Here is a 24,575-nt window from a genome sequence, read left to right on the forward strand (position 1 = left end):
CAATGGCATCCAAAACCAGCCCGCCGGCAAAAGCGGCGGCCAAGTCATCTGCAAAAACCGCAACACGTTCCCGCGCAACGTCGCCCTCGCTGCCGTCGCCATGGAGCAAGACACGCGACATCGAGCGCGAACGGGAAGCCAAGCGCGATGCCGTGCTGCGTACTGCAGCGCAAATCTTCAATGAAAAGGGTTTTCATGCCACCTCGCTCGATGAAGTCGCGGAAAGACTGCAGATCACCAAGCCCACGCTCTACTACTACGTCAAGAACAAGGACGACATCCTGTTTCAGTGCGTCAGCCGCGGCCTCGACATGATGCAGGAAGCGATCCGCCTTACAGGCCAGTCCGGCGGCACCGCGCGGGATAAGCTGGTGGCGGCGATGCGGCAATACGCCGAAATCGTCACGATGGATTTCGGCATGTGCGTGATCCGGGTGGGTGAAGATCCGTTGCCGCCCGAAAGCCGCAAGAAGCTGCGCCAGATGAAAGGCGCCATCGATCTTGAGTTTCGCGAACTGATCCGGCAGGGCATAGAAGAAGGCACGATGGTGAAATGCGATCCGAAAATGGCGGCCTTTGCGATTGCCGGCGCACTCAGTTGGATAGGACGCTGGTACCGTTCGGACGGCCCACAAGGACCGCAGGAAATCGCCGATCAATTCATCAATCTGCTTGAGTGCGGACTGTGCAGCAATCAAAACAGCGGCAGCCAAAAGACTGCGATCGCTGATGTACCCAAGCGCACGACGCGCAGCCGGAAGACCGCCCCGGCATAGTTGACCAATCAGAAGCGAGCCCGCCATGACCGAATCCGAAACACCCGTTCTATTGCGCCGCGAGGGCGCGGTAGCCTGGATCATCCTGAACCGCCCGGCCAATCTGAATGCGCTGGATGTTCCGGCCGCCGAGGCCCTGCGCGCCTGTTGCGCCGAACTTGCCGCCGATTCCGGCGTGCGCGCCGTAGTGCTCAAAGGCGCCGGCAAGGCGTTCGGCGTAGGCGGCGACCTGTCAGCCTTGCGTACCGATTCTTCCGCCACCGCCGCCGCCCTGATCGAACCGCTGCACCAGGCGGTCCGTTTGCTCGCCGAAATGAATGCGCCGGTGATTGTCAGTCTACACGGCGCGGTCGCGGGAGGCAGCCTCAGTCTGTCCATGGCTTGCGATCTCGCACTCGCCGCCGATACTGCAAAGTTCAACCTGGCCTACGTCAATGTCGCGGCCAATTGCGATGTGTCGGGTTCGTGGAATCTGCCGCGGCTGGTCGGTCTGCGCAACGCGATGGCGATCGCCCTGCTCGGGGAAAGCTTCGATGCCCAGGAAGCATTGCGCCTTGGCTTGGTCAATCGTGTGGTGCCGGCCGCTGAACTGGATGCGGCGACCGATGCGTTGGCAAAACGTCTGGCTGACGGCCCGACGCTGGCCATTGGCCGCATGAAGCGACTGATGCGCCAATCGTTTGATAACGATCTCGCTACGCAACTCGACCTGGAGCGCGAAAACTTTCGCGCCAGCGCCGCCACGGAAGATTTCGCCGAAGCGCTGGATGCCTTCTTTTCCAAGCGGCCGGCCCGTTTTCACGGTCGTTAACAGCTTGCCTACCTACTCAGATTGAAAGAAATTGCCATGGCCGAAGCCGTTATTCTTGATGCAATCCGTACTCCCTTTGGACGTCGCAAGGGCGGTTTGCGCGACATTCGCCCGGATAGCTTGCTTGCCGGTGTCCTGCAGCAGCTCATGCAACGCAACAAGCTGGCGCCCGAGAAGCTGGACGATGTCGTGACCGGCTGCGTCAGCCAGGCTGGTGAGCAAGGCGCCAATGTGGGGCGCCTTGCAGTGCTGCTTGCCGGCCTGCCCTATACAGTCCCGGCCGTCAGCCTGAACCGCATGTGCGGTTCCAGCCAGCAAGCCGTGCACTTCGCGGCACAGGCCATCGCTGCCGGCGACAACCGCTACGCCATAGGCTGCGGCGTCGAAAGCATGACGCGCGTGCCCATGTTCCTGGACCTGACCTTGGGCAGCAATGAATTCCGAGGTTTTGCCGAACTCAATCCGGCACTGCGCGAAGCCTATCCGCTGATTCATCAGGTCGAAAGCGCGGAACGGATCGCGGACCACTGGCAATTGTCTCGCGCCGAACTGGACGCCTATGCGAAGGAAAGCCATCGCCGCGCGCACGCTGCCGCGGCCGCCGGCCTCAATCGGGAAATTGTTGCGGCCCAAGGCATCGACGCGGATGGCGCTTCGACACTGCTGTCGCATGACGAAGGTATACGCGCCGTCATCGATGACGCAAAGATGGCGTCGATGGCACCGGTATTCCGGCCGATGAATGAAGGTGTCGTCACCGCCGCCAACGCCAGCCAGATTGCCGATGGCGCGGCTGCCGTGCTACTGGCCGACGAAGCGACGGCGCGCGCCGATGGGATGCGGCCGCGCGCCCGTTTTCGCAGCCGAGTCGCCTGCGGCTCCGACCCGGTGATGCAATTGACCGGCGTGATACCTGCCACGCGCATGGCCCTGGAGCGCGCCGGCTTGTCCATCGCAGACCTTGACTGGATCGAAATCAACGAAGCGTTTGCCAGTGTCGTCGTGTCATGGGCGCGCGAGCTGCGTCCTGATATGGCCAAGGTCAATCCCTGGGGCGGGGCGATCGCTCACGGGCATCCCTTGGGCGCGACCGGCGCGGCCTTGATGGGCAAGATGCTGAACGGGCTGGAAGCCACCGATGGAGAATTCGGATTGCAGGTGATGTGCATCGGACACGGGATGGCGACCGCGACGGTTATTCAGCGCATCTGAAGTCAGTGGACTTCAAGTCCTCCTAGCGCAGAGCGCGCATCGGTGTCTATAGCGTCTGGCCATTTTCAACCTTGACGATCTGGCCGGTCATCGATTCGGCGGTAAGCAAGAGCAGTACCGTTTCAGCGATGTCGGCCGGGGTGGAAATGCGGTTAAGCGCAAGATTACCTGCGAGTGCTCTCATTTTCTCTTCCTTTCCGCTCCACCAGCGGGTCTGTACCGCACCCGGAGCCAGGCAGTTGACCCTGATCTCGGGCGCAAGGGCACGCGCAAGCGATCTGGTCAGGCCGTGCATCGCTGCCTTCGAGACGGCATACGGTAACGAGGACCCGTAGCCGGTTTCCCCAGCGATGCTGCCAATATTGACGATCGCACTACCGGTGTGCTTCTTCAGGTGAGGCGCAGCCGCCCGGCTGCAATGGAAGGCGCCCTTGACGTTCACCGCATACAGCGTGTCCCATGCCTCATCGCTTATTGCATCAAGGTCCTCAAATGTCATTTGGTGAGTAATCCCGGCATTGTTGACCAAGTAATCGATCCTTCCAAATTTGTGCAAGACCTCGTCAATCATGCTGGCGACCTCGTCATCGGCGGCAACATTTGCCCGGATGGCAATTGCCTCGCCGCCAGCCGCATCCACCTGGCGGACCGTGTCCTGGGCGTCTTGTGCGCTTCGCGAGTAGATCACTGCAACCATCGCTCCTTGCGAGGCGAGCAATAGACTTACCGCACGTCCGATGCCCGTACCGCCGCCGGTAACAATCGCAACTTTGCCTTTCACCGTCGTGCCCATTCACTTACTCCCGATATCAGTGTCGATAAGCTCCCGAATATCGCCGAACAGGACATCCCGCGATATCTCGGCAAGCTTGGGTGCGACTCGTCCCAAGTCGAGCAGCCTTCCACCATTTACTGTGTTCATTCTTCTCTCCAGGTCTCATTGACCTGATCATCCTAATGGCGGATGATGATTTCGAAAATCAGAAACTTTTTAAGAGACACTTTTGAAAATCAGGACGATAAATGCGAAAAGTTAACTTCGATCTTGATGCCCTGCGTAGCTTTGCCACTGGTATTGAACTGGGAAGCTTTGCGAAGGCGGCCGACAGGGCCGGACGTTCTGCTTCGGCCGTCAGCGCGCAATTGAAAAAACTCGAGGAGCAGGCCGGCAGGCCGTTGCTGCAGAAATCAGGACGCGGAATGGTACTGACGAACGCGGGCGAAATCCTTCTCAGTTACGCTCGCCGCATGTTGAGCCTTAATGATGAAGCGGCACTGGCGATTGCCGGCCATGAGATCGAGGGCTCCGTTCGCCTCGGACTGCAGGAAGATTTTAGCGAGCATCTACTGCCTGCAGTGTTAGGCGAGTTCGCTCGCAGCCATCCTGGCGTGCGGATCGAAGTCAGGGTGGCCAGGAATGCCGAACTCCTGGCGGGAATAGTAGATGGGCATCTCGATCTCGCTCTTGCATGGCACACCGGGGCCAATACCCTTCACATGTCGATATTGGGAAGCTATCCGTTACGCTGGATCGGGCCGGCAGATACAGCCGGACCCGCCTGGCCGGGACCGTCAGCCTTGCTGCCTCTGGTCACCTTCGAGTCGCCCTGCCAGTTGCGCACGGCGGCTACACAGGCGCTTGATGGCGCCGCGATTCCATGGCGTATTGTCTATTCGAGCCCAAGCTTGAGCGGCGTCTGGGCAGCTATCACCGCGGGTCTGGGCGTGACTGTCCGTACCGAATTCGGACTGCCCGCTACTCTGACTCCGTTGCTACCGTCCGCGGCCGGCTTGCCGGAATTACCGAGCATCGGTCTAGCGCTTCACCGATCACAAGCGGAACTAACGCCAGCTTCCTGGCGCCTTCATGAGGTTATTAAGGAACGTCTCACAACACATCAAATGCGGAAATAATACCAATCCTAATCCATAACGTGACAAATGAAATCGACGGATTTTTTCGACTGGCAAGGCGCAGGAGGAGTCAATAGCGGGCTATTGACGACGAGTGCAACGCAGGCAGGCGGCTCGGCGCCCCCAGAAAAAGACGCGATTTCATGTCACGTTATGGGTTGGGATTGGTATAAGGCTGGGCATGCCCGAATCGATGGCAGGCCTTGGGGGCAATTGCAAGCCATTAAAAGCAACTTCTTTCTCTTGGCTCGAGTAGGAAAGCCGAATGGCTGAAAACAAGCAGCTTGAACCTATCCACCAAAGACCAGTGCCCAGTATCCGACTTTTGACATGCTGTGCTGAACGAGCTTTCTTCGCCTGGAGCAATTCCCATCTAATCACGCAAGGCAGACAAAAAAGCCTGCATTCATGCAAAGGCAACGAGATTGACAGCGGAGGAAGCAATGCCTTGCCGAACCGAACCACGCCCCCTTACAAGACAGGGAACGTTATACATGCCTAGGGTAACGCGTCCCGTCGCCACGCCGCGCTGACCGCTCAACAGACAAACTGACATTGCGAGGCCGGCGTCCGGGTATCCATATTGCGTCCCCGGTTCAGATGATCGTCGATTTCGGCCGCTCCACCGATCATGCGCGCATAGAGGAACGCAGTAAATGCCGCATTCTCGATGGCTGCCTCGGTAAGCAGTCCACCTCGATAGGAATGCCAGAGTATCTTCAGCAGCAATGCTGCGATCACCGCATCAATATTGACGCAATATACGTTGCGTGACAGCCCTTGCTCGAACAGCGCCTTGACGAGCTCATGGTAATACTCGTGGAATACGTTGTAGTCGCCCCGCTGGTCAAGCAACTGCTTCAAGTGGCGTTCCCGCGGATCGTAATTGACCGGCTGGCCTTTGAACACCGGGTGATTCACGCCGGGAATCTTGCTGATGTCGGCGTCGCCCAACAGCTTTTTATCCGCCTTGTACAGTCCATACTTCCGGACATATTCGCCTGCCAGTTTTTCCAGATCGATCCCGTGCCTGGGATCTGTCGGGTCAAGCATGCCGGTATCCTGGAACTGTTCGATAAGAAACTTGATTCCCTCGTAGCCGTTGCCGCCATGCGTAAACCCGGAGTGCGTCAGGAAGCCAACCATGGCCTTGTTCAGTTGTACCCGCTCCGGGTTTTCCGGACCGTCGGCCGACACCGCGCCTTTCGCGCCTTGCGCGGAGATCGTTCCTGGGCCGTTAGTCAACAGCAGGCCGATCAATGCCTGGAACGCAAAGAGGTTTTCCGATGAAGGCGTGTTCCCGAGCAAGGCGACATAGCAGATCTCGCCTAGCGACAATCGATCCAGCATGTCTTTCTGCCTGAATCCGCAGAACTCATCCTTTTTATGACGGGCCGGATCGACCGAAGCGCCGATCATGACGCCGAACAAACGGATCCACCATGGCAGGGATGCGACGGTAAGACGCGATATCCGTTTTTGCGATAGCGGTTCCCAGGCGATCGAGGTCGTGATGGCGGCCAGAACGGCATCTGCTGTCAGCGAACCGCCCAAAGTCTGCAGGAAGCGGACAAATACCGGTTTGCTTGCTCTGGCTTCCAGCGCACTTAGCATGGCTTCCGCCTGCTCATCGGGTCGCTCTGTCACAACCAGGCGGCGCAACTGCGAATCAACGACAATCTGGTCGAACGCACATGTCTCGTCGAAGCCGTTTCGTAGCGGAGTTCTGGCAAACACTTCCATCAGGCGGAGGGAAATCGCTTTCGCACGCTCGCTGCGACCGGGCCCCAGGATGCTGCAGGCGGTCGCCAAAACGCTGTTTGGCGCGTTGCCGGCAGATCGCGCTGCGTCGACCGCGGACAGGACAGGATCTCCATACAGGTTAATTTGTGACGCGACCGCCAAACTGATCAGGCCGCATTCGGGTTCGGTACCCGGTGTACGCAGCAAGGCCAGACATATATTCGCTTCGACCGAGTACTGCGCGGCGTCGAGTACCGACACGCCATGCAAGAAGGAAATCTGGGTCTTCGCATCCATTTGCGATGCGCCTGACGCATCTTTCAACGCCTGTCGCGGAAAGACCGCGCCCAACTGCTTGTTCAGTTCAAAGATCTGGCGATCGTACGGCGCGGAAGCGGTTGCCACCGCCACATCGAGATCCACGGGCAACCGCAAACCCTGATTTGATCCGAACCAGGGTTTGAGCGCCATGTTTCCTTCCGGTGGAAAATCCGATTGTGTATCGTTCTGCCGCATCACCGCAGTCAATGCCGATGCGATATGCGCGATATTCGTCACTACCGCACCCTTTGCGGAAAAAATCGGCCGTTCCGGCGTGTATATGCCATCCACGCCAAACTTTTCCATGAACCAGCATTCCTTGGACTCTGCATCGTCACTTCCGCCTGACATTGCCCCGGCATGGCCCACGGCACGCGTGAGTTTGGACTTCCATCGCCCGACGACGCAGGCGATTACCGGCTTTGTGAAATCGGCATCCTTTTCATAGAAACCACCCGGCTCGACATAGAGCACCGCCGCCTTGCTGCGCTCGTCGGTCGACAGCGCGTAGGCAAATTCGGGCGCCGCATAGTGAATGTAGACATCCTTGCCGCTAGAAACCAAGGTAGTCGTTCCCCAGCCCATGAGCCGCAGATAGGCTGCAATGGTCGTTGTAAAACCGCCGGAATTCGAGAGAATCGCGATAGAGCCTTTTCGAAGTACGTCTTCCGGCGCATCGCCACCCAGGGCGCCGCCTATCCGCACCCGGTTCCAGGAATCCGCGACGCCGAGGCAGTTCGCGCCGAAAATATCGATGCCGTTGATCTGACCCATGGCGCGAATTTCGCGTGCATCATGCACGGAGATTTTTTCGGTGACGATGAATATTTTTTTCAACTCCGAGTTGAGCCGGATAAGCTCAGCCACTCCGTCACGCGCTCCGCTAGGCGGAAGATATACAACACCGCAATTGAATCGATGCCCATCGGCGATTCCCTCAAGGACGTTGTTGTACACAGGGATATTCCCGACCGGTGTCGCGAGCACCTGGCCGCCTCGCCCTGGTGAAGTGCCGAAAACGACATTGCCGCCCGAATACGCATGGCCAACCGGCGTTACTTCGCTTGATTCCGCGCCGAGGATGTTGAGTACGCATACGCGATCTTCCCGTGTCGCAATATCCGACAGCGACCGCATGCCTACGTAATATTTGAACTTTTCAATACCTTGCTTATACATGTGATTCTCCCGGTTTCGCGGCGATTCATGGCCGCACATCCTGTTTCCTCAAAAATTTACACCAGTCCCAACCTGTAGCGTGACAAATGCAATCGATGAATTTTTTTCGGCTGGCAAGGCGCAGGCGCAGTCAATAGCGGCGCTATTGACGACGAGTGCAAAGCGGGCAGGCGGCTCGGCGCCCCCGGAAAAAAACGCGATGTCATGTCACGTTATGGGTCAGGATCGGTATTAGCCAATCACCGTGCTTCGCTTGAGTCGCGCAGCCAATTGTTCCCTGCCTTCCGCCTTCATCCATGCATTGACCTGCTTTGCGTAGCCGACGACCTCACTCATATCGGAGTCAAAGCCGAAGATGCGATAGGGAATACCCAGACTTTCCAGGGTGTCGCGCATCGCTCCCATCCCGCGCACCAGGTTCGGACCGCCGCGGCCGATGACGACATGGAGCGGCGTGGGTCCGTACTCGCTGAAATTCTCGCGCAATGCGTCAGCCATCGCACGGAAGGTCTCATAAATATCCGTGTTATTCGACTTGCCGCCGATGATAAAAAGAACATTGGCCTGCCTTAGCCAGTGTTTGAAGCAGATTGCTGCAACCTCTTTCATTTTCCGGTAGGGAGGATTGCCGCCGAAATCGGATGAAATAATCGCGTCATCGCCAAGCAGTTCGGTAACCAGCGAATTCGCACCGCCGCCAAAGGTTGGCGCAAGGATGGTTCCTTCCGGATTGATGACGTAGACATCGCTCTGTCCCTGATGGGTCCGGAGCTGATTGATTTCATGCTCGAAATCCGAATAGTTGACTGCGAACAGATGCGCCGGCAGATTCAGTCGTTGCCACCGTGGATCATCGCGGTCAAAGGAACATTTGAAATCGCATGCGACCGGTGTCAGTCGCCCATTTTCGGCCGGACGCATGCGGATCGGATTGAGTTCGAGCGTGGTCATGCCGTAGTTGTGATACAGCTCCCACAGTTTGGGTAAATGTTGTACCAGAGGGGATATGATTTCCTTCGGTGCATCAAGCTGGGAAAGCGCATTGGCGACGACAAAGGCTTTCAACCCGGTGAGACATTCAAACGGCACCTGCACGACTTTGCTCTTGTCGAGTTCTTCAATATCCACACCGCCGAGGTGACTGAGCGTCATCGTCGGCGCGCGGTAGCGCGTAGAGTCGGTAATTGAAAAATAGACCTCATGGGTTGCGGGCACTGCGCCTTCGAAGGTGACGCCATTCGATTTCGCAAACTGGAAGCCATGCCGATGCTCGGCGAAATACAGCCGTTCTTTCTCCGTTAATGCCGTGCTTAGATTGTATGCACGTCCGACTAATCCGGCCTTTCCTTTCTTGCCTATGCCTCCTTTGAAAACGGGCTTTACGAATACTGAGCCATGATGATCGATCAAGCGTTTGATCTGGTCTTCACCTGCGCCAGGACCAAGCACTTCCGCCGCCGGGAATCCGACAAAACTTAACAGCTGCGATCCATACAGCATGCCGGTAATCTGCATATTCTTCCTTCGCGTAAGGTTCGAATGAAATTTGATGGCCAAAACGGAATAAAACAATACAACGCAAGGCCGAAATGTCTGATCAATTGCATGCACACAGCGTCAGCAAAGCTGTCGTCAGCGTCGGCTCTTTGTATTGGTATACGATACCTCGTATTTATCAATGAAACAATAAATTGGCGGCATGAAAGCATTAATAATCGCTTTGTATGACATATATCTATTGGGACACATGCATATAGAAAAATTCGATATGCATGTTTCATCGATTAAGCTCATATAAGCGAATATCTACTGAGCGTTCAGGATATAGATGACATTAGGGTTTCAGGCCAGCCTGCTTCCAAAACGATGCTATCAATCCGACGCGACGCTGCATAGATTTCAGGCGACCGCAGGCGAATGCCTTGACCTCGCCAATCGTGTTGCGACATAAGTTGCCTAGTTCCCGTTGCTTCATATAGGCCCAGATGTATTCAGAGGGATTGAGTTCAGGTGCGTAGCCAGGCAAATAGTCAACCACGACCTTTCCCGATGTTGACTTCAGATAATCGGCAACGAGCCTGCTTTTATGCTGAGGCAGACCATCCCAAATAACCAGCAGTTTCCGATGAAGCTTCTTGTGCAGCGTCTTCAGAAAATGCACGAGCTCAGGTTTTTCAATCGGCCCGTACACGAATCGGAAATAGAAATTGCGCACACCCAGCGCAGCAATCACCGTCAGCTGCTTCCAGTTGAAACTGTGCCGCAGTACCGGTGTGCATCCCACCGGTGCCCATGTCTTGATTCGAGTAGGCCTCTCACTCAAGCCGCTCTCGTCGATGAAGAGCAGGATTCTTCTCTCCCGGCGGGCTTTTTTTTGAGCATCGGCCAGCGTTTGAGTCGCCACTGCCGTATCGCCTCTTCATTGCGCTGGCTCGCACGCCCCGCAGGACGTTGACAGGAAAAACCCATTGCCTTCATCAACAACCAGATATTTGTCTTTCCATACGCGATGCCGAACTCCTGCTCGATCAGTTGCCCAATCCGACGCAGTGTCCAGGCATCATTGGGAAATCCGTTCGCTTGCGCTCCCCTGGCGAGAAGCTTGCACAGCCACCGTCGTTGCGCCGGATTCAGGCCAGGGCATGAGCCCAATGGTTTGCGACGCCATCCTTCCTTGTCGACGGCCTGCGCTTTAGCCCAGACAGACACGCTTTGCCGGCTTACATGAAGTTCACGGGCCACCTGCGCCTGCTTCATCCCTTTCGCGAGAAGCTTCGCTGCAATCTTGCGACGTTGCTCCAGTGCTTCAAAATCCCGTTTATACCGTTTCTTTGCCATGAGATAACCTCCTGCAGCAAGGTCATCCTTCTTTATACGCCATTTGCCTGTCACCTACCATCTGAACGCTCAGTAAGCAGGTATACAAAAGTCTTTTGGCAGTATTTGACCCCTCGCCTCTCAAATCATCGTTTTTCCCGCGAAGGCGGGAAAGACGGGCGAAGGGAATTTCTCATCCAACAGCCAAGCCCGCTTGCGACTTCACATCTTTGTCAAAAACTTTTGTACACCTGCTTAGTCATCGTAGTGAGCGTCATGCAGCTCTCTTTGAATGGATGATGGTGACAACGATTCGTACCGGGACCTTGACTAAAAACACTTTCCAAAATGACGATGGCAAGGCATGCCGGCGAAGACAGTACGGACGTTCGGCAAGGAGGCTTCGGCGGCCCCGCACAACGGAGAAAGCGGCATTTTTGATATGTGCACTTAGTAAGCGCTTGACGCAGAAGCTAAAGATTAGCTGGCTAGTTACATGCTAGTTGCATGCCTCAACTACGTATGTGCATCAGCTTTTGCTCAATCTGATATCGTCAATAAACCTCGCGGGCAAAAAAAACCCAGAAGGCCGAAACCTTCTGGGAAACGAGGTGCTTACCACCCCAGGAGACAACCTTTTCAAGCGGATATCCCTGCTTGATACTGCTCCATCAGCGCATCAGTTTTCCATTTTTGAGCACAATCGCCAATTCCGCATATCTTGACCCCGTATGATTCGACGGCGAGAAATCGATAATCACCCCGCCCGCATCGAAATACTTTATTGAGTTAAGTGCAGAGCATATTTTCTTTCGCGTCGGCTTTGGTCCGGCAACGCGTAACGCTTCTACCAAAACCTTCGCCGACAGATAACCTTCGACCACCGTCTGATCAATTGCAATCTCCGCCGGGCCGAATTTCTCCACATATTTGTGCAACTCTCTCACCAGCGGTATCGTCGTATTTGTCGCATCGGGTACGACTTGTGTCACGATCAAACCCTTTGCCGACGCGGGTCCTATCCGCTTGACCACTTCAGCGCTATCCACCGTTGAGAGTGCAAGGACCTGCGCGTTTTTCTCAATTTGTCGGTATTCCCTATAGAATTCCGCTGTGGCTGCGCTATTCGCGACTGCAATCACTCCTTGCGACTTGGTCATTGCGAGATTCTTCGCCGCTTCCCGTACGTCGGTGGTACCAGGTTCGTACGTCGCCTGCCCGGCGAGTTGCATTGCCGGCTTGTTCTTAATAATCCGTTGCACCAAGCCCATTCCTTCCTTTCCGAAGGAACTGTTTTCATAAAACACGCTGACCCGATTAAAGCCGATCGTGGTTAGCTGAGTTAATATCTTTTCAATCTCACCTGCATAACTGGTACGGATATGAAACAGGTATGGATTGGTCGGCTTGTGTAGCGAGACCGCACCTGTTCTGATTCCGACAACCGGCAGCCCCGATTCTGCCAACAGACCGCTCGCCACCAGCTCTTCCATCGGCCCGGTACCAACCAGTCCGAGAAGCGCGAGAGGCTCCGTCTCCTGCACCAGTTTTCGCGTCGTCGTTACAGTTTCTCCATTTCTGAGCCCACGATCTCTGGAGACCAGTTTCAATGTCATTCCGTGAACCCCACCCGCTCTGTTTATCGCGTCGAAATACACCTGTGCCCCAAGACGCAACTGGTTACCCGGAGATCCTGGAGCGCCCAGCGGCGCTACCTGACCTACCACGACGGTCTCTCCCAAAGCCCCGCCGACCATACACATTGCGGTTACAAGCGCCATTGCTCGAAACACATTCAGCCGCATATTCAATCCCCCAATTTCATTGCGTGAGCTTGCTACCGGGTTCCGAACTTCCTTTACTGCACGCCGTACCTGTAATACCTTCCTTCTGGCAGAAGCAACATTCTGTGACGCTATTTCAGATTTCTCGCGCCGATCCATATGCACGCAAAAGCCCAATAACGGAAGTAAGGCAGGCCTAGTTTCGTTAACCAGCATTCCAAGCACGATGGCCTTGCTGAAACAACAGCCCGCCGTGTGCTACATGCAGGAAGGGAGCCGGATCACGACCCGGCATTTCAATCCCTTCCTCGCCCTCAGGTTTTAGAAGTTATGCTGAATACCTGCGCTAACGACGCGAATCTTGTTGTTGGCAACATTGCTGTTCGGGTCTTGAACGTCAGCCAGCGCATACAGCGAAGTCCGCTTGCTCATGCCATGAGAAACACCAAACTGGAGCCGCTTCAGCTTGCCGTTTCTGTCGCTCTGCACATCTTTTTGCATGTAGTTAGCAATCACGCGGTTGTTGCCACCAAACGGAGCACTCACACCGACCAGCCAATAGTCAACCGAGCTGCGGCGTGTCGGCGTAGTGACGTGGTGGTTGTCATGCCCATAGAACCCGTAGGTATTGATGAATCCGAAGTCATAAGAAGCGACGGCCTGCCATTTGTTCTTGAAGTCGTTAGCCAGGAATCCGGCGCTCTTGGAGTCCTTGCCGTAACCGATTCCTGCCGTGAACGGGCCTTGCTCATAGTTCAGGCCGATATCGAACTGTTTCATGTCATCTTCTTGTGCAACGCCAGGGATGGCTGCGGGAGCGGCACCGGACAGGTAATAACGCGCACGCACATTGAATCCGCCATAAGTCGGCGACATGTAGCCGAACGCATTCGATACCCGGTTGCGAGCACGCAGCACGCTGGTACCGATCGCTGTAGCGCCTGCATCGTGAACTACGAAGTCGACATTCTTCGTTACTTGCGAATAGAGCGGCGACCCGGTCGGGTTGGCGGAGTCAAGACGGCCGAATGCGACCGCACCAAAACCACCAGTGAAGCCAACATAAGTATTGCGGAATGGATTGGTTGCGGTGGAGAACGCACCGGTGCCTGCATCGAATCCGTACTCGGCGCCAAATACCGCCTTAAAACCGCTGCCCAGATCTTCCACACCTTTGAAACCCAGACGCGAAGCGTTGTCGGCCTGCTCGGTCAGACTGCTACGTCCCTGTGTTTTTTCATGGTCAATGCTCACATCAAGGCGACCGTAGACAGTAACGCTTGTTTGCGCAAATGCAAATGCTGGCAGCAAGGCTCCTGCTACTGTAAGAATCATCAATGACTTTTTCACTTATACTCTCCCTCAAGTTTGAATCGATCCGTTACCTGTTCGGTTAAACGAAAATTTTTATACGCACCTTGGTCCTCGTCATTCAATGACTGGCCGCGATCGCGTTCCATTGCCGTTTTTTCGGCGTACAGAGGCCCCTGGCACAGGTAGCGCCATATCTGCACTCTTGTTTGATGGTCACGGCATCAAAGCATCTTCATGTCACCTCCATTGCTAAATTCCTGGTCTTGCTATTCACATTCTTCGAGTACCTGACAACTCCAATCTTGTCGTCATCGTGAGCAGTGGATTGCCGCTGCAGGTCGACTAAGGCTGCAATCGCAGATAAATTAATATCGCGCGAGACATCCTCAAGCGCACCCTTGGACTGGGCTTGGAGAAATTCCGGTATTTTTTCTGACGTATCGCGCAAGCTCGGCCAGGAACAACAAGAGGTCGAATTTCAATTTTTCAAAGCCTGCTGTTTTCTCGAAATTACTTTCGTTCATATACAGTGAACGGTTAAATTCGATTTGCAGACAATGGCGTCCGGCCGAAGGATTGCCATATTGCGTGACGATATGGCCGCCCAGGTAAGGAGAATTAATGGATACGGCATATCCGAGCCCTTTAAATCTTCCAGCGACCCATTGGGTAAATGCAGGGTCGCACGAGGTACCTTGGCGATCGCTCACAACAATGTCAGGGCGGGGACTGCCGTTGTCCACATTCATTGCATTGCCGACCGATTTCATCGAATGGCAATCGATGTGCCAGACTGCCCCAAAATCCTGATGCGCTGTATCGAGAAGTTTGCGAAGTACCCTATGATATTCGTCGTAATACTGGGAGATTCGTTGTCTGACTTCGCTTGCCGACAGTGCGTCTTTGTACATGGGAACACCTGGAAGCGCATAACGGCGAACCAGACCCATTCCGCGTTTCGAACGCTCGGTAGGAAAAAGTGGTTCATGCCATGCGTCCGCCAGCAAATCAGGATCTATATCAAGCGGGCTTCGATTCGGATCTATATAAGCACGCGGAAAGCGGGCCGCGAGTATCGAAGCGCCCACCGATGGCGCCGCACTCCACAGTTCATCTACGTAGGCATCCCAAGTCGAACGCAAGGCTGCTGCGGGCGCAACGATACCCGAATTGAGCGGATATACCGTTCCGCTATGAGGCGAATCGAACACCAATGGAATAACTGCCTCTGACGAGGCGGGCTGATGTAAGGAGTAAATCTGATTAATGGCGCGATTCATCTTAGTATTCGCTGGATAGGCTTAAATTAAAGCGCTAATCGTTCAAATGGCATGCCGAAAAATGCATCGGCGCTATTTCCTTTAACGCCGGTCTTTCTTCCTTGCATCGGCTGGTTGCATTCTGACAACGAGGATGAAACGGGCAGCCGGCTGGCGGATTCAATGGGCTTGGCAATTCCCCTTGAATTGGACGATGCTCGGCAACTTTGGCATCAAGCCGTGGTGCATCGGCGATGAGCGCCTGGGTATAGGGATGATTAGCCGATTTGAAGATCGTCTTGGTGTCGGTAATCTCGACAATCCGACCGAGATACATAATTGCCACGCGGTCGGCAATATACTCGACGACAGCGAGGTTATGGCTGATGAATAAATAGGTCAGGCCTTTGGATTCGCGCAGATCCATGAACAGGTTAAGGATCTGGGCCTGTACCGACACGTCAAGCGCGGATACGGCCTCGTCACACACCACGAATTTCGGATTCAGCGACAGTGCGCGTGCAATGGCGATACGCTGACGCTGGCCGCCTGAGAACTGGTGCGGATACCGGTTGGCATACGAAGGGTCGAGTCCTACCTGTTGCAATAGACTCGCTACGAACTGAGGCGCGTCGGCCGGTTTCAATATCCCGTGGTACTGCGCAGCTTCGCTAATCAGCTGATCTACACGCAGGCGTGGATTGAGCGAGGCATAGGGGTTCTGAAAAACCATTTGCACATTCAGATGATTTTCCACGCTTGCCCGAGTGGCGTTCTTTCCTTCAAAAGTAATCGAGCCGTTTGTCGGCGGAAGAATTCCTGCGACCATCCGTCCAAAGGTCGACTTGCCGCAGCCGGATTCACCCACGAGTCCGAGGACTTCACCAGGTTTCACGCTGAGGGACACGTTGTCAACGGCGTGGACCTTTTTCTGATTGTCCTTTGCCAGCCCTACCGCGCTTGCCGCGCGTGCGAAGGTGCTGCGCTTTAAGCCGAAGCTTTTGCTAAGGTTTCGAGTTTCGAGCATCGCATTCATAATGTATCTATCGGGTGGAAGCAACGATGCGCGCGCGCATCATCAGCGAAAACTGGGGGCACGGTGTTGCATCGGCTTGTCGCGCGAGTACATCGCGGAGAAAATGCACATCCAGCCGGCAAGGAAAGCAAAGGCGGTGTCGATCCCGGTATCGAATACAGTCGCTTGCCTCGCGTTCCCGCGTGAGGCAAAGAATCAATCAATCCCCTGGTGTAAGGATGACGTGGATTTTCAATGATTTCATCCACTGGTCCTTGCTCGACAATGCGTCCGGCATACATGACACAAATATCGTCTGCCAGATCCTTTACAACGCTCAGGTCATGCGTGATCCAGATTAATGCGGTTCCGCTTTCGCGCGTGAGGCAGCGCATCTCGTAAAGAATTTGTGCCTGTATCGTTACATCGAGCGCAGTGGTAGGCTCGTCCGCAATGATCAGATCCGGCTGATTGACGATAGCATTCGCAATGGCGACCCTTTGACGCATGCCTCCGGACAGCTCATGCGGATATGCGCGCATCCGCTCTACAGGTGCAGGAATGCCCACCCGCTTCAATGCATTTTCCACAATTTTTTCTGCAGAACTGCGTTTTGAGCGATGATGAATGAGCAACGTCTCCGAAAGCTGATCGCCGATCTTCATCACGGGGTTAAGGGACATCATAGGGTCCTGGAACACCATCGCAATGCGGTCGCCTCTGAGCTCGTTCCAGCGTTGCTTCGAGGCTGCTCTCAAGTTTTCGCCTTTGAACCACACTTCACCGCCCGCAATGTGGCCCGGTGGATCGACTAGATTCATCAGTGAATATGCGGTTACCGATTTTCCCGAACCGGATTCGCCGACAATGCCGAGAACCTTTCCCGCCCCTAGCGAAAACGAGATGTGATCGACTGCCTTCGCTGTTCCACTAGGCGTTCGAAATTCAGTGACCAGATTTTTTACTTCCAACAGTCCCATCGACATCACTCCTCCTACGATTCCAGCTTTGGATTAAGTACGGTTCTTAAATGGTCGCCAATCAGATTGATCGAGATGACGAGGATGACGAGCGCCACACCAGGAAACATGCTGATCCAGTATTTGTTTGAAAACATGTACTCGAAACCATTTGAGATCAGGAGGCCGAGAGAAGGCTTTGTCTGCGGAAGACCAATGCCGAGAAAACTCATGGTGGCTTCCAGCGTAATTGCATGTCCCATTTGCAGGGTCGCCGTAACAACCAGTGGTGCGATACAGTTGGGGAGAATGTGCCTGAACATGATCCTGGACGAAGGCAGTCCCTGTCCTATCGCCGCTTCGACATATTCTTTCTGGCGTTCCACAAGTGCCGCGCCGCGTACATTTCTGGCGAAGTATGCCCATTGGACGATAACCAGTGCGAAAAGTGTTTTGTCTACGCCCTGCCCTAACGCTGCAAGGAGAACAAGTGCAACCAGAATTGCCGGCAAACTCAACTGAAGATCCACAAGGCGCATGATGATCGCATCGATCTTGCCACCAAAATGCGCCGCGACCAGACCTACGCATGTACCCAGCAACAGAGCAAATATCGCGCTTGCGACACCGATGCCGATACTGATTCTCAAGCCGTACAGAATCGCACTCAGCATGTCGCGTCCGGCACCATCAGTTCCAAGCAAATAGCTTGTGTCGCTACCGGCGCTCGCTATCCCAGGTGGGATTTCTGCGTCCAAGATCGAAACCGAGGCAAGATCATATGGATCCTGGGGAGCGATGACAGGTGCCGCCAACGCCACAACGACGAGTAGCGCCAAGGTCAATAATGCAATGGCTGCGATCCGACTCTTCAGGTACTGTCTTACCAACCGGCGCCAAGGCGCCTCGGGTAGCGGTATCGCGGTAGCGTCGTTTACGATGGCGACGCGAGGAGTTGTATCGTTCATGGCGTCACTGTGTAACGTGATTGGTATGGCATTCTGTTTCATGATCCTGGGTGTCCCCAACGTCTTAGGGTTATCAAACGTCGGCTACGTTTACTTTCGTTCGGCGCCGTATCGTTTCACTTATGTGAATTTTTCCGCATTAAATATCGGTCTCACTTCGCAGTAGAGCGAAGACGTGGATCGAGCAACAGATACAGAACATCGACTACAAAGTTGATGAATACAAAAATCAGAAGTGTAATCATCAGGTATGCGACGACGACAGGTCTGTCGAGGTGCAGCACCGAGTCTATGATGAGCTTCCCCATACCCGGCCACGCAAATATCGACTCTGTAACTAATGAGAATGCAATCAGATGTCCAAGCTCAAGGCCCAATGCTGTAACGATCGGAATTAATACGTTCGGAGCAATGTGCTTGAGCATCAGACGCGAACCATGCACACCCTTGGCACGCGCAAATTTGATGTATTCCTGCATCGACACTTCACGAGTTCCGGCCTCGGTCAGGCGGATTACCAAGGCAATCTTGAAGAGGGACAGCGTAAGCGCGGGCAGAATAAGATATTTGAGGCCTTCCCAGCTAGTGAAACTAACGTCGATGCCAAGTACCGATGTTGTCGGCCCGCGACCTCCAGAAGGAAACCAGCCGAGGTTAACCGAGAATACGAGGATGAAAATCAAGCCGATCCAGAAAGTCGGGGCGGTGACGCCTGCGATCGAGCAACCCATAATGGCTCGGCGGATCCGGCTTTTTGGCATGAGACCGGCAATCATGCCAAGCGGGATGCCGATAACGACGGAAAAGAATAAGGCAGTGAAGGCAAGTTCAAGTGTTGCCGGAATACGTTCGATAATGAGAGAAACCGCCGGCTGGTTGAATACAAACGATTTTCCCAAGTCCCCATGGAATGCGTTAACGAGGAAACGCCAGTATTGTTCGTACGCCGGAAGATGCAGCCCAAGTGAGCGGGCCGCTTCTTCAATTTCTTGCTGCGAAGCGGTCGGACTCACCAGCAAGTAAATGGGATCACCGACCAGGTTGATTCCGGCAAAGGCAAGGAGTGACATCAGCAGAATGACAGCCGCACTTTGCAGTATCCGCTTCGTTAGCATTTCAATCATGATTTTGGCTCGTACAATTCGGGTTAGTTCTTACTTGGCACTGCTGCTTTCACGAATACCCATCGCAAGGGTGAAGCCGTCGCTACGCGGCTTGACAGTCAGCCCTTTTCGATAAGCCCAGGTCGACTTCAGGAAGAACAGCGGAACAATTCCAACATCGTCGATGACGGCCTTGGCTGCTGCTTTTTGCAGATCTTCCCGTGCTTTTTCATTCATGGTGACGGAAGCCTTGATAACGAGCGCATCGACTTCTTTGCTGCTGTAGCGACCCCGATTGTTGGCCCCCAAACCAGCTGCCTTATCGTGACTGTGTGCAACGGCAAGCAGAGGCTCGAGGGAGTCGCCGGTAACAGCGCCAATCCCGAACATGAAGAGGCTGAATTCAGGCTCGCCGGACGCTCCGCCAGCAGTCGCACGGCCGGCATAAACAGCGAACGGCATTGTCGCCACTTCTGTTTTGATGCCGATTTGGCTGAATACCTGGCCGAGCGCTTCACATACTTTCGCGTCATTAAGGTACCGGTCGTTGGAGCAATGCATGGTCATGCGGAATCCGTTCGGGTAACCAGCTTCCGCGAGCAAGGCCTTGGCCTTCGCCAAGTCATGCGCCGGAACCTTCAGTGCCGGGTCATTGCCGAAAAATCCTGCCGGAACGAACTGGCTTGCGGCTTCGGCATCGCCTTTCATCAGGCGATTAACAATGCCTTCGCGATTTACTGCCGCCATCAGCGCTTGCCGGACCTTAATGTCATTGAAGGGATTTTTCGCGAGAGGCGCACCTTCGTTGCTCTTGAGATAAGGCGAGTTGTCACGAAAACGATCGAGCTGGAGGTAGTTCAACATGTACGAGGTGGTCGAAACCACATCGATCTTGTTGGATGACTTGAAGCTATCCATTACGTTCGCAGTTGCCGCATCAATCAAATCCACCGACCCGGATAGCAAAGCGGATGCTCGGGCCGGCTCGCGCGGAATGAATTGAAACGTGACGTTGTCCCATGGCTCTTTCTCGCCCCAATAGGCGCTATTTTTTGCCAGTGATACGCGTTGACCATGCGCCCATGACACAAACTTGTAGGGACCAGTTCCGAACGTCGTTTTTCCAGTGGCGAAGTCTTCTTCGGACGCCTTGTCGCCAATCGTTTTAGGCAGGATCGCAATCAAACCGAGACTGTCGGGCAGTGTCGGGCTTGGCCCCTTGGTTTTGATGGTTACCGTGCCCGGACCGGTAACGGTAACTGACTGAACAGCTTTGAGATAGGTTCGAAATGTGCGCGGGCCAGACAGGTTCATGGCGCGCTCAATGGAAAACTTGACGTCTTCCGCGGTCATCGTTGCACCGTTGTGGAATGTGACGTTAGGCCGGAGTTTGAACTCCCATGTCGTGGAATCCACGTTCCGCCATGAAGTGGCCAGCGCAGGCTTGGCTTTAAGGTTTTCGTCTTGCGCAACAAGGGATTCGTACACGTGCACCCAGACGTTCCGGTTGTTCCCGTTCAGGACGTGGGGATCAGCAGACGTCACTTCTGCCTTGAAGCCGATCTTGAGATCGGCGGCATGTACCGTGTATGCAGGAACGGCAAGTATCAGTGCCGAGGTAACGAAATTGATTTTTGCTAGAAGTCTCCACAACATAGCGCTCTCCATTTTTGGCCACTTAGGTTATGTTTCAATGAATGATACGTCATTTCGATTGATGATACACGATATTGTTGTTGGAAACAAACTGACACAAAATTTTTTGGATGCTCATTGGGGTGCCGCAATGAACGTAGACAAGAAGCCACAGCTAAAGCACGGACGTGCTTTACTGGGAATTATCTTTGCCTGCTTAAGACGCACATCAGGCGCGGCTCTTTAACTGGAATCCCCTGGCGGATTTGTCACGCAAGCGGTTTCTTCAGAAGAGAAATATGGGCGCAACAGTTCGAAGAGGAAGCGCATCACGAACTCAGCTTTGCGGAAAACGACGCCGCTCCAGATGGACAGCCGGAGACGAAGCCGAAAACGACATCGACGTAAATGCTGGGTAAGACAAGGGGAGAAAAAGCTGCAGTGCTGGTTAGACCAGACGAGAATTAACAGCGAGGACGACCAAGCCGGCATCGCCAATATGATTAAAGGCGGCCCTTCGCTTGGACCTTGCATGCAGACTCGCCGCACAATCGCGAGCCTGAGCGGTGCCGGATACCGCCTGCCGGCTAGAACAGCCGGCTCTTATGATATTTGTGCGAATTTGCGCTTAGCCTGGCAGCGCCCGATCCAGGCCCGTTGCAATTTGGATTGATACCGGATTTAATACCGGATCATTCAGGACTATTCAATGTAGCCGAGTTCGCGTGAAAGACGACGTGCACCATCCAGAATGGTGTCAGTCAGTTTGGGCAGAATTTCTTCGCGCATTCGGGTACTCGGGCCGGTAATACTGATTGCTGCAATTACCTCTCCGGAGACGTCTCTGACGGGAGCGGCGATCGAAACGGTATCCGATGTTCTTTCGGCGAACGAGACCGCGTAGCCCTGCGTCAGGATTTTTGAAAGCTCTTTTTTTAATTTGGTCGGTGACGTAATGGTGTTAGGCGTGAATTTCTCCATGTCACCTTGCAGTACTTTTGTTTGCACATCGGCCGGTGCATAGGCGAGAAGAAGTTTTCCGGATGCGCCGACGTACAAAGGCCGTCGATTGCCGATCTCGGAATGGATGCGTACTGCGTGCGTCGAATCCCAGCGGGCGATTGACACGGTTTCCAACCCATCGCGAATCCGAATCAGGACGGTTTCATTGCTGCATGATCCAATTTCTTCAAGATGGCGCTTTGCGAGACGCGCCAGGCTCAGCTGCTCGCTGGCAGCGGCGCCAAGATAGAAGGCTTTGTAACCCAAAATGTAGGTAGCATTCCCCAATTCACGCTGTACCAGACCACCCTGCTCGAGAGTCTCTAGCAGTCGGAAAGCTCTTGCTTTGGTATTGCCCGAGCGCTTCGCTAGTTCGGTAACGCCTAATCCAGGTTGTTGTGCCACGAGAAAAAGTAATCCCAATGCCTTGTCAACCGCGTCAACGGTGTAATCCGCCATAAAACCAACCTCGTCCTTCTACGCAATCATTTTCGTTCAACCTGCCATATGCCCGGTTGCCGGCAATGAATTCAATTATACGGTGGATGCCTTCATGCAGAATGCTATGCATACGGATGCTTCAGGAAGGCAGCATGACCGGCAACGCGCTTTCCGATTCTGCAGCGGTTTGCCGGTCTGGCAGCATACATCAGCTTTTGCATGCTTCATTCACATTTACTGTTTTTTTTGTAAATATCCGCCGACTTTTCGGAGAATGCATTGCCCCGGTAATGGCAACAGCAGCGCGCACCGGGCCTACAATACTCCTTATCCCAGACGGCAAATATCTTCTTCGTCTGCGGCCGGCTCCGACGCACGCGGAACCGGTTCCATGCGTACGATATCGGACCGTAGCCCCTCCGTCTCACGCACGTGCGGTGAAAGCGAGGCTTCAAGTTCCAGCAGCCTCGCATGCTTCTGATCTTCTGGGATATGCGTACTCAAATTGATTTCAAGGCACGCAAGCAAGACCTGTTCATAGGTGCCGTCGGCGGGAAACAGGCATCGATTTCGGATCGGTTAAAAATGGCGTATCGCAGGTCGCGCAGCGTTTGCAGTTGCGTACGCAGACTGGCAACATCCTGCTCGCCGTCGATAGCAGTTTGGATAGAAATCATCCGGGCTTTGTACTGGAGATATTTCTCTAGCAGCGCCCGCGATTGCGCCATCTTCGTCGGCGCCAGCTGTCGTGCGAGTTCCTGTTCAAGCTGCTGCCCGAGTTCAGTGGTGTCAAGCCCGCCGGAGAGAATGAACACGCGGTCGAACAGGCGTCTGGACGGTGGCATCGTTTCGCCGACGGCTTCAGGAAGACCGACAGTCGGTTCTGGCACACTGATATCCGGCAAAGGACGCACGCTGCATGCGACCGCCGCGCATAAGACAGCCGCCATCCTGACCAAAATCATGGCTCTGTTCTTCATTGATTGTGTCTCTATTGATATTGGCAATTTGCCAAATATTGTGGCTCTGCGGTCACTCGTTCGTATTTGATAAAATGCATGACCTACGGCAAGAGCTGTCCGTCAAACCGCGCACACGCGGCCGTCCTATCAAGAGCGAGACGGGCCAGGCAGAAATTCGCGACGGAGATTGTCAATGCGACAGAAGCCGCATACGGCGAAACCGGTTACCACGCGCTTTCACCGGCAACATTACGCTGGACATGATCAAGGATGCGATGCTGCGCCTCATGGCATGCACGCTTGCGCCGTCGGGCTCGCTTATACAAATTCTCGCTTCGGTCCAGTCTCGTTCAACACCCTGAACAATGGCCAATGACGGCATAGCCGTCAATCGTTCTTCTGCGTAAACGCAACTTAGTGCAGACAAACTCCTCTAAGCTGAAAGTATCCAACGATTTCGGCGCGAATGAATACGATTACCAAACGTTTGCTTGCAGCGGCCCTGGGCGTAGCCGGTTCGACATGGCTGGGCGTACTGGCCACACTGACGGCGCGACAGCACAGATTCATTTTCAATCCGCTCTCCAGCCAGGTACCGCGACCCAGAAGTAACGGTCATCGTTGTCGTCCGGTCGTGCTGCGCAGCAGCGATGGCACCAGGTTATGTGGTTGGCTGTTGACACCGAGGTCTCCGGGCAGGCATCCGGCCGCCATTTACTTCGGCGGCCGCTCGGAAGAAGTATCCTGGGTGATCGGCGCGGCCGAAACCATGTTCCCCGACATGGCGGTGCTCGCAGTGAATTATCGCGGTTATGGCGACTCGCATGGACAACCTAGCGAACGGCACCTGATCGGCGATGCGCAAATGCTGTTCGACTGGTTTGCAGGACACAGTCGCATCAATGCCGAAAAGATTGCCATCATCGGCCGCAGCCTGGGGTCCGGCGTTGCGCTGCAACTGGCGGCGCAACGCCCGGTGGCGGCGATCGCGCTTCTCACGCCTTACGATTCGATTCTCGCGATCGCCCAAAGGCGTTTTCGTTCGATGCCGATTTCACTGGTGCTCAAGCATCGTTTCGAATCAATCAAGGTTGCGGAAAAAATTTCCGCACCTGTGCTGGTGCTGCGCGCGGAAAGTGACGACGTGGTGCCGCGCGCCCATACCGACGCACTGGTAGCCAAGCTGCATACTGTGCGGATCGATCAGACGATTCCGGAGTCGAACCATTTCAACATACCTTTTTTGCCGGCGACGCAACAGCGCGTCGCTTCGTATCTGACCGACCTGCTGTTCGCCAGCGAAATCGAGGTGCCGCAACCGGCAACAGCATTGGCGACCGCAGCATTTGAATGAGTGCTG

21 protein-coding genes are annotated in these 24,575 nt (G+C 54.6%); 5 read left to right on the forward strand and 16 right to left on the reverse strand.

Annotated features, from left to right (window positions below; all coding sequences use genetic code 11):
• Nucleotides 1-2 precede the first annotated feature (2 nt).
• The 3 genes from D3871_RS24950 to D3871_RS24960 are packed head-to-tail and all read left to right on the forward strand — an operon-like array spanning nt 3 to nt 2,799.
• Nucleotides 3-776 (forward strand): TetR/AcrR family transcriptional regulator, encoded by a 774-nt coding sequence (locus D3871_RS24950; RefSeq protein ID WP_119771820.1) that lies wholly within the window; start codon nt 3-5, stop codon nt 774-776.
• Between the two features lie 25 nt (nt 777-801).
• The gene (locus D3871_RS24955; RefSeq protein WP_119771821.1) at nt 802-1,587 is read left to right on the forward strand and encodes an enoyl-CoA hydratase/isomerase family protein; all 786 of its coding nucleotides are present in this window, start codon (nt 802-804) and stop codon (nt 1,585-1,587) included.
• 36 nt (nt 1,588-1,623) lie between these two features.
• Nucleotides 1,624-2,799, forward strand: coding sequence for a thiolase family protein (locus tag D3871_RS24960; RefSeq protein WP_119771822.1), 1,176 nt, complete (start codon nt 1,624-1,626; stop codon nt 2,797-2,799).
• A gap of 46 nt (nt 2,800-2,845) precedes the next feature.
• Here D3871_RS24960 and D3871_RS24965 read toward each other — a convergent pair whose 3' ends face one another.
• Together D3871_RS24965 and D3871_RS31455 are read right to left on the reverse strand one after the other, a co-directional pair.
• Nucleotides 2,846-3,592 (reverse strand): SDR family NAD(P)-dependent oxidoreductase, encoded by a 747-nt coding sequence (locus D3871_RS24965; RefSeq protein WP_119771823.1) that lies wholly within the window; start codon nt 3,590-3,592, stop codon nt 2,846-2,848.
• Nucleotides 3,593-3,721, reverse strand: a complete 129-nt coding sequence (locus tag D3871_RS31455; RefSeq protein WP_274381783.1) for a hypothetical protein — start codon at nt 3,719-3,721, stop codon at nt 3,593-3,595. It abuts the gene before it with no gap.
• Between the two features lie 101 nt (nt 3,722-3,822).
• Between D3871_RS31455 and D3871_RS24970 the strand changes: the two genes are divergently transcribed.
• Nucleotides 3,823-4,713, forward strand: a complete 891-nt coding sequence (locus tag D3871_RS24970; protein ID WP_119771824.1) for a LysR substrate-binding domain-containing protein — start codon at nt 3,823-3,825, stop codon at nt 4,711-4,713.
• Between the two features lie 537 nt (nt 4,714-5,250).
• Here the strand turns inward: D3871_RS24970 and D3871_RS24975 are convergent.
• From D3871_RS24975 to D3871_RS25040, 14 genes are all read right to left on the reverse strand, one after another.
• Nucleotides 5,251-7,956: a CoA-binding protein gene (locus D3871_RS24975; protein WP_119772756.1), complete on the reverse strand. Its 2,706-nt coding sequence runs from the start codon at nt 7,954-7,956 to the stop codon at nt 5,251-5,253.
• Between the two features lie 231 nt (nt 7,957-8,187).
• The gene (locus D3871_RS24980) at nt 8,188-9,471 is read right to left on the reverse strand and encodes an ATP citrate lyase citrate-binding domain-containing protein (RefSeq protein WP_119771825.1); all 1,284 of its coding nucleotides are present in this window, start codon (nt 9,469-9,471) and stop codon (nt 8,188-8,190) included.
• Nucleotides 9,472-9,790: 319 nt separating this feature from the next.
• A complete protein-coding gene (locus D3871_RS24985; protein WP_119771826.1) occupies nt 9,791-10,360 on the reverse strand; it encodes an IS630 family transposase in 570 nt (189 codons plus the stop codon).
• Nucleotides 10,276-10,794, reverse strand: coding sequence for a helix-turn-helix domain-containing protein (locus D3871_RS24990; RefSeq protein ID WP_119771827.1), 519 nt, complete (start codon nt 10,792-10,794; stop codon nt 10,276-10,278). Before D3871_RS24990 ends, D3871_RS24985 begins: the two co-directional genes overlap by 85 nt.
• A gap of 650 nt (nt 10,795-11,444) precedes the next feature.
• Nucleotides 11,445-12,716: an ABC transporter substrate-binding protein gene (locus D3871_RS24995; protein WP_158598049.1), complete on the reverse strand. Its 1,272-nt coding sequence runs from the start codon at nt 12,714-12,716 to the stop codon at nt 11,445-11,447.
• Nucleotides 12,717-12,878: 162 nt separating this feature from the next.
• Nucleotides 12,879-13,892, reverse strand: a complete 1,014-nt coding sequence (locus D3871_RS25000) for a porin (RefSeq protein WP_119772758.1) — start codon at nt 13,890-13,892, stop codon at nt 12,879-12,881.
• Nucleotides 13,893-14,257: 365 nt separating this feature from the next.
• Entirely contained in the window at nt 14,258-15,151 is an 894-nt protein-coding gene (locus D3871_RS25005) for an N-formylglutamate amidohydrolase (protein ID WP_119771829.1), read from the reverse strand.
• Nucleotides 15,152-15,185: 34 nt separating this feature from the next.
• A complete protein-coding gene (locus tag D3871_RS25010) occupies nt 15,186-16,166 on the reverse strand; it encodes an ABC transporter ATP-binding protein (RefSeq protein WP_119771830.1) in 981 nt (326 codons plus the stop codon).
• Nucleotides 16,163-17,125 carry an ABC transporter ATP-binding protein gene (locus D3871_RS25015; protein WP_119772760.1) on the reverse strand — a complete coding sequence of 321 codons (963 nt, stop codon included), beginning with the start codon at nt 17,123-17,125 and terminating at the stop codon, nt 16,163-16,165. The genes D3871_RS25010 and D3871_RS25015 overlap by 4 nt, the downstream gene beginning before the upstream one ends.
• A gap of 14 nt (nt 17,126-17,139) precedes the next feature.
• A complete protein-coding gene (locus D3871_RS25020; protein ID WP_119772762.1) occupies nt 17,140-18,072 on the reverse strand; it encodes an ABC transporter permease in 933 nt (310 codons plus the stop codon).
• A 152-nt stretch (nt 18,073-18,224) separates the two neighbouring features.
• Nucleotides 18,225-19,196 (reverse strand): ABC transporter permease, encoded by a 972-nt coding sequence (locus tag D3871_RS25025; RefSeq protein WP_119771831.1) that lies wholly within the window; start codon nt 19,194-19,196, stop codon nt 18,225-18,227.
• 30 nt (nt 19,197-19,226) lie between these two features.
• Entirely contained in the window at nt 19,227-20,843 is a 1,617-nt protein-coding gene (locus D3871_RS25030) for an ABC transporter substrate-binding protein (protein ID WP_338016868.1), read from the reverse strand.
• Nucleotides 20,844-21,512: 669 nt separating this feature from the next.
• Nucleotides 21,513-22,271 (reverse strand): IclR family transcriptional regulator, encoded by a 759-nt coding sequence (locus tag D3871_RS25035; RefSeq protein ID WP_119771833.1) that lies wholly within the window; start codon nt 22,269-22,271, stop codon nt 21,513-21,515.
• A gap of 482 nt (nt 22,272-22,753) precedes the next feature.
• A complete protein-coding gene (locus D3871_RS25040) occupies nt 22,754-23,233 on the reverse strand; it encodes a lipase secretion chaperone (RefSeq protein WP_119771834.1) in 480 nt (159 codons plus the stop codon).
• Between the two features lie 448 nt (nt 23,234-23,681).
• On the opposite strand from D3871_RS25040, the gene D3871_RS25045 reads away from it, so the two are divergent.
• The gene (locus D3871_RS25045; protein ID WP_119771835.1) at nt 23,682-24,569 is read left to right on the forward strand and encodes an alpha/beta hydrolase; all 888 of its coding nucleotides are present in this window, start codon (nt 23,682-23,684) and stop codon (nt 24,567-24,569) included.
• Nucleotides 24,570-24,575 lie beyond the last annotated feature (6 nt).

Source organism: Noviherbaspirillum saxi, from assembly GCF_003591035.1.
GTDB classification, from domain to species: Bacteria; Pseudomonadota; Gammaproteobacteria; order Burkholderiales; family Burkholderiaceae_D; genus Noviherbaspirillum; species Noviherbaspirillum saxi.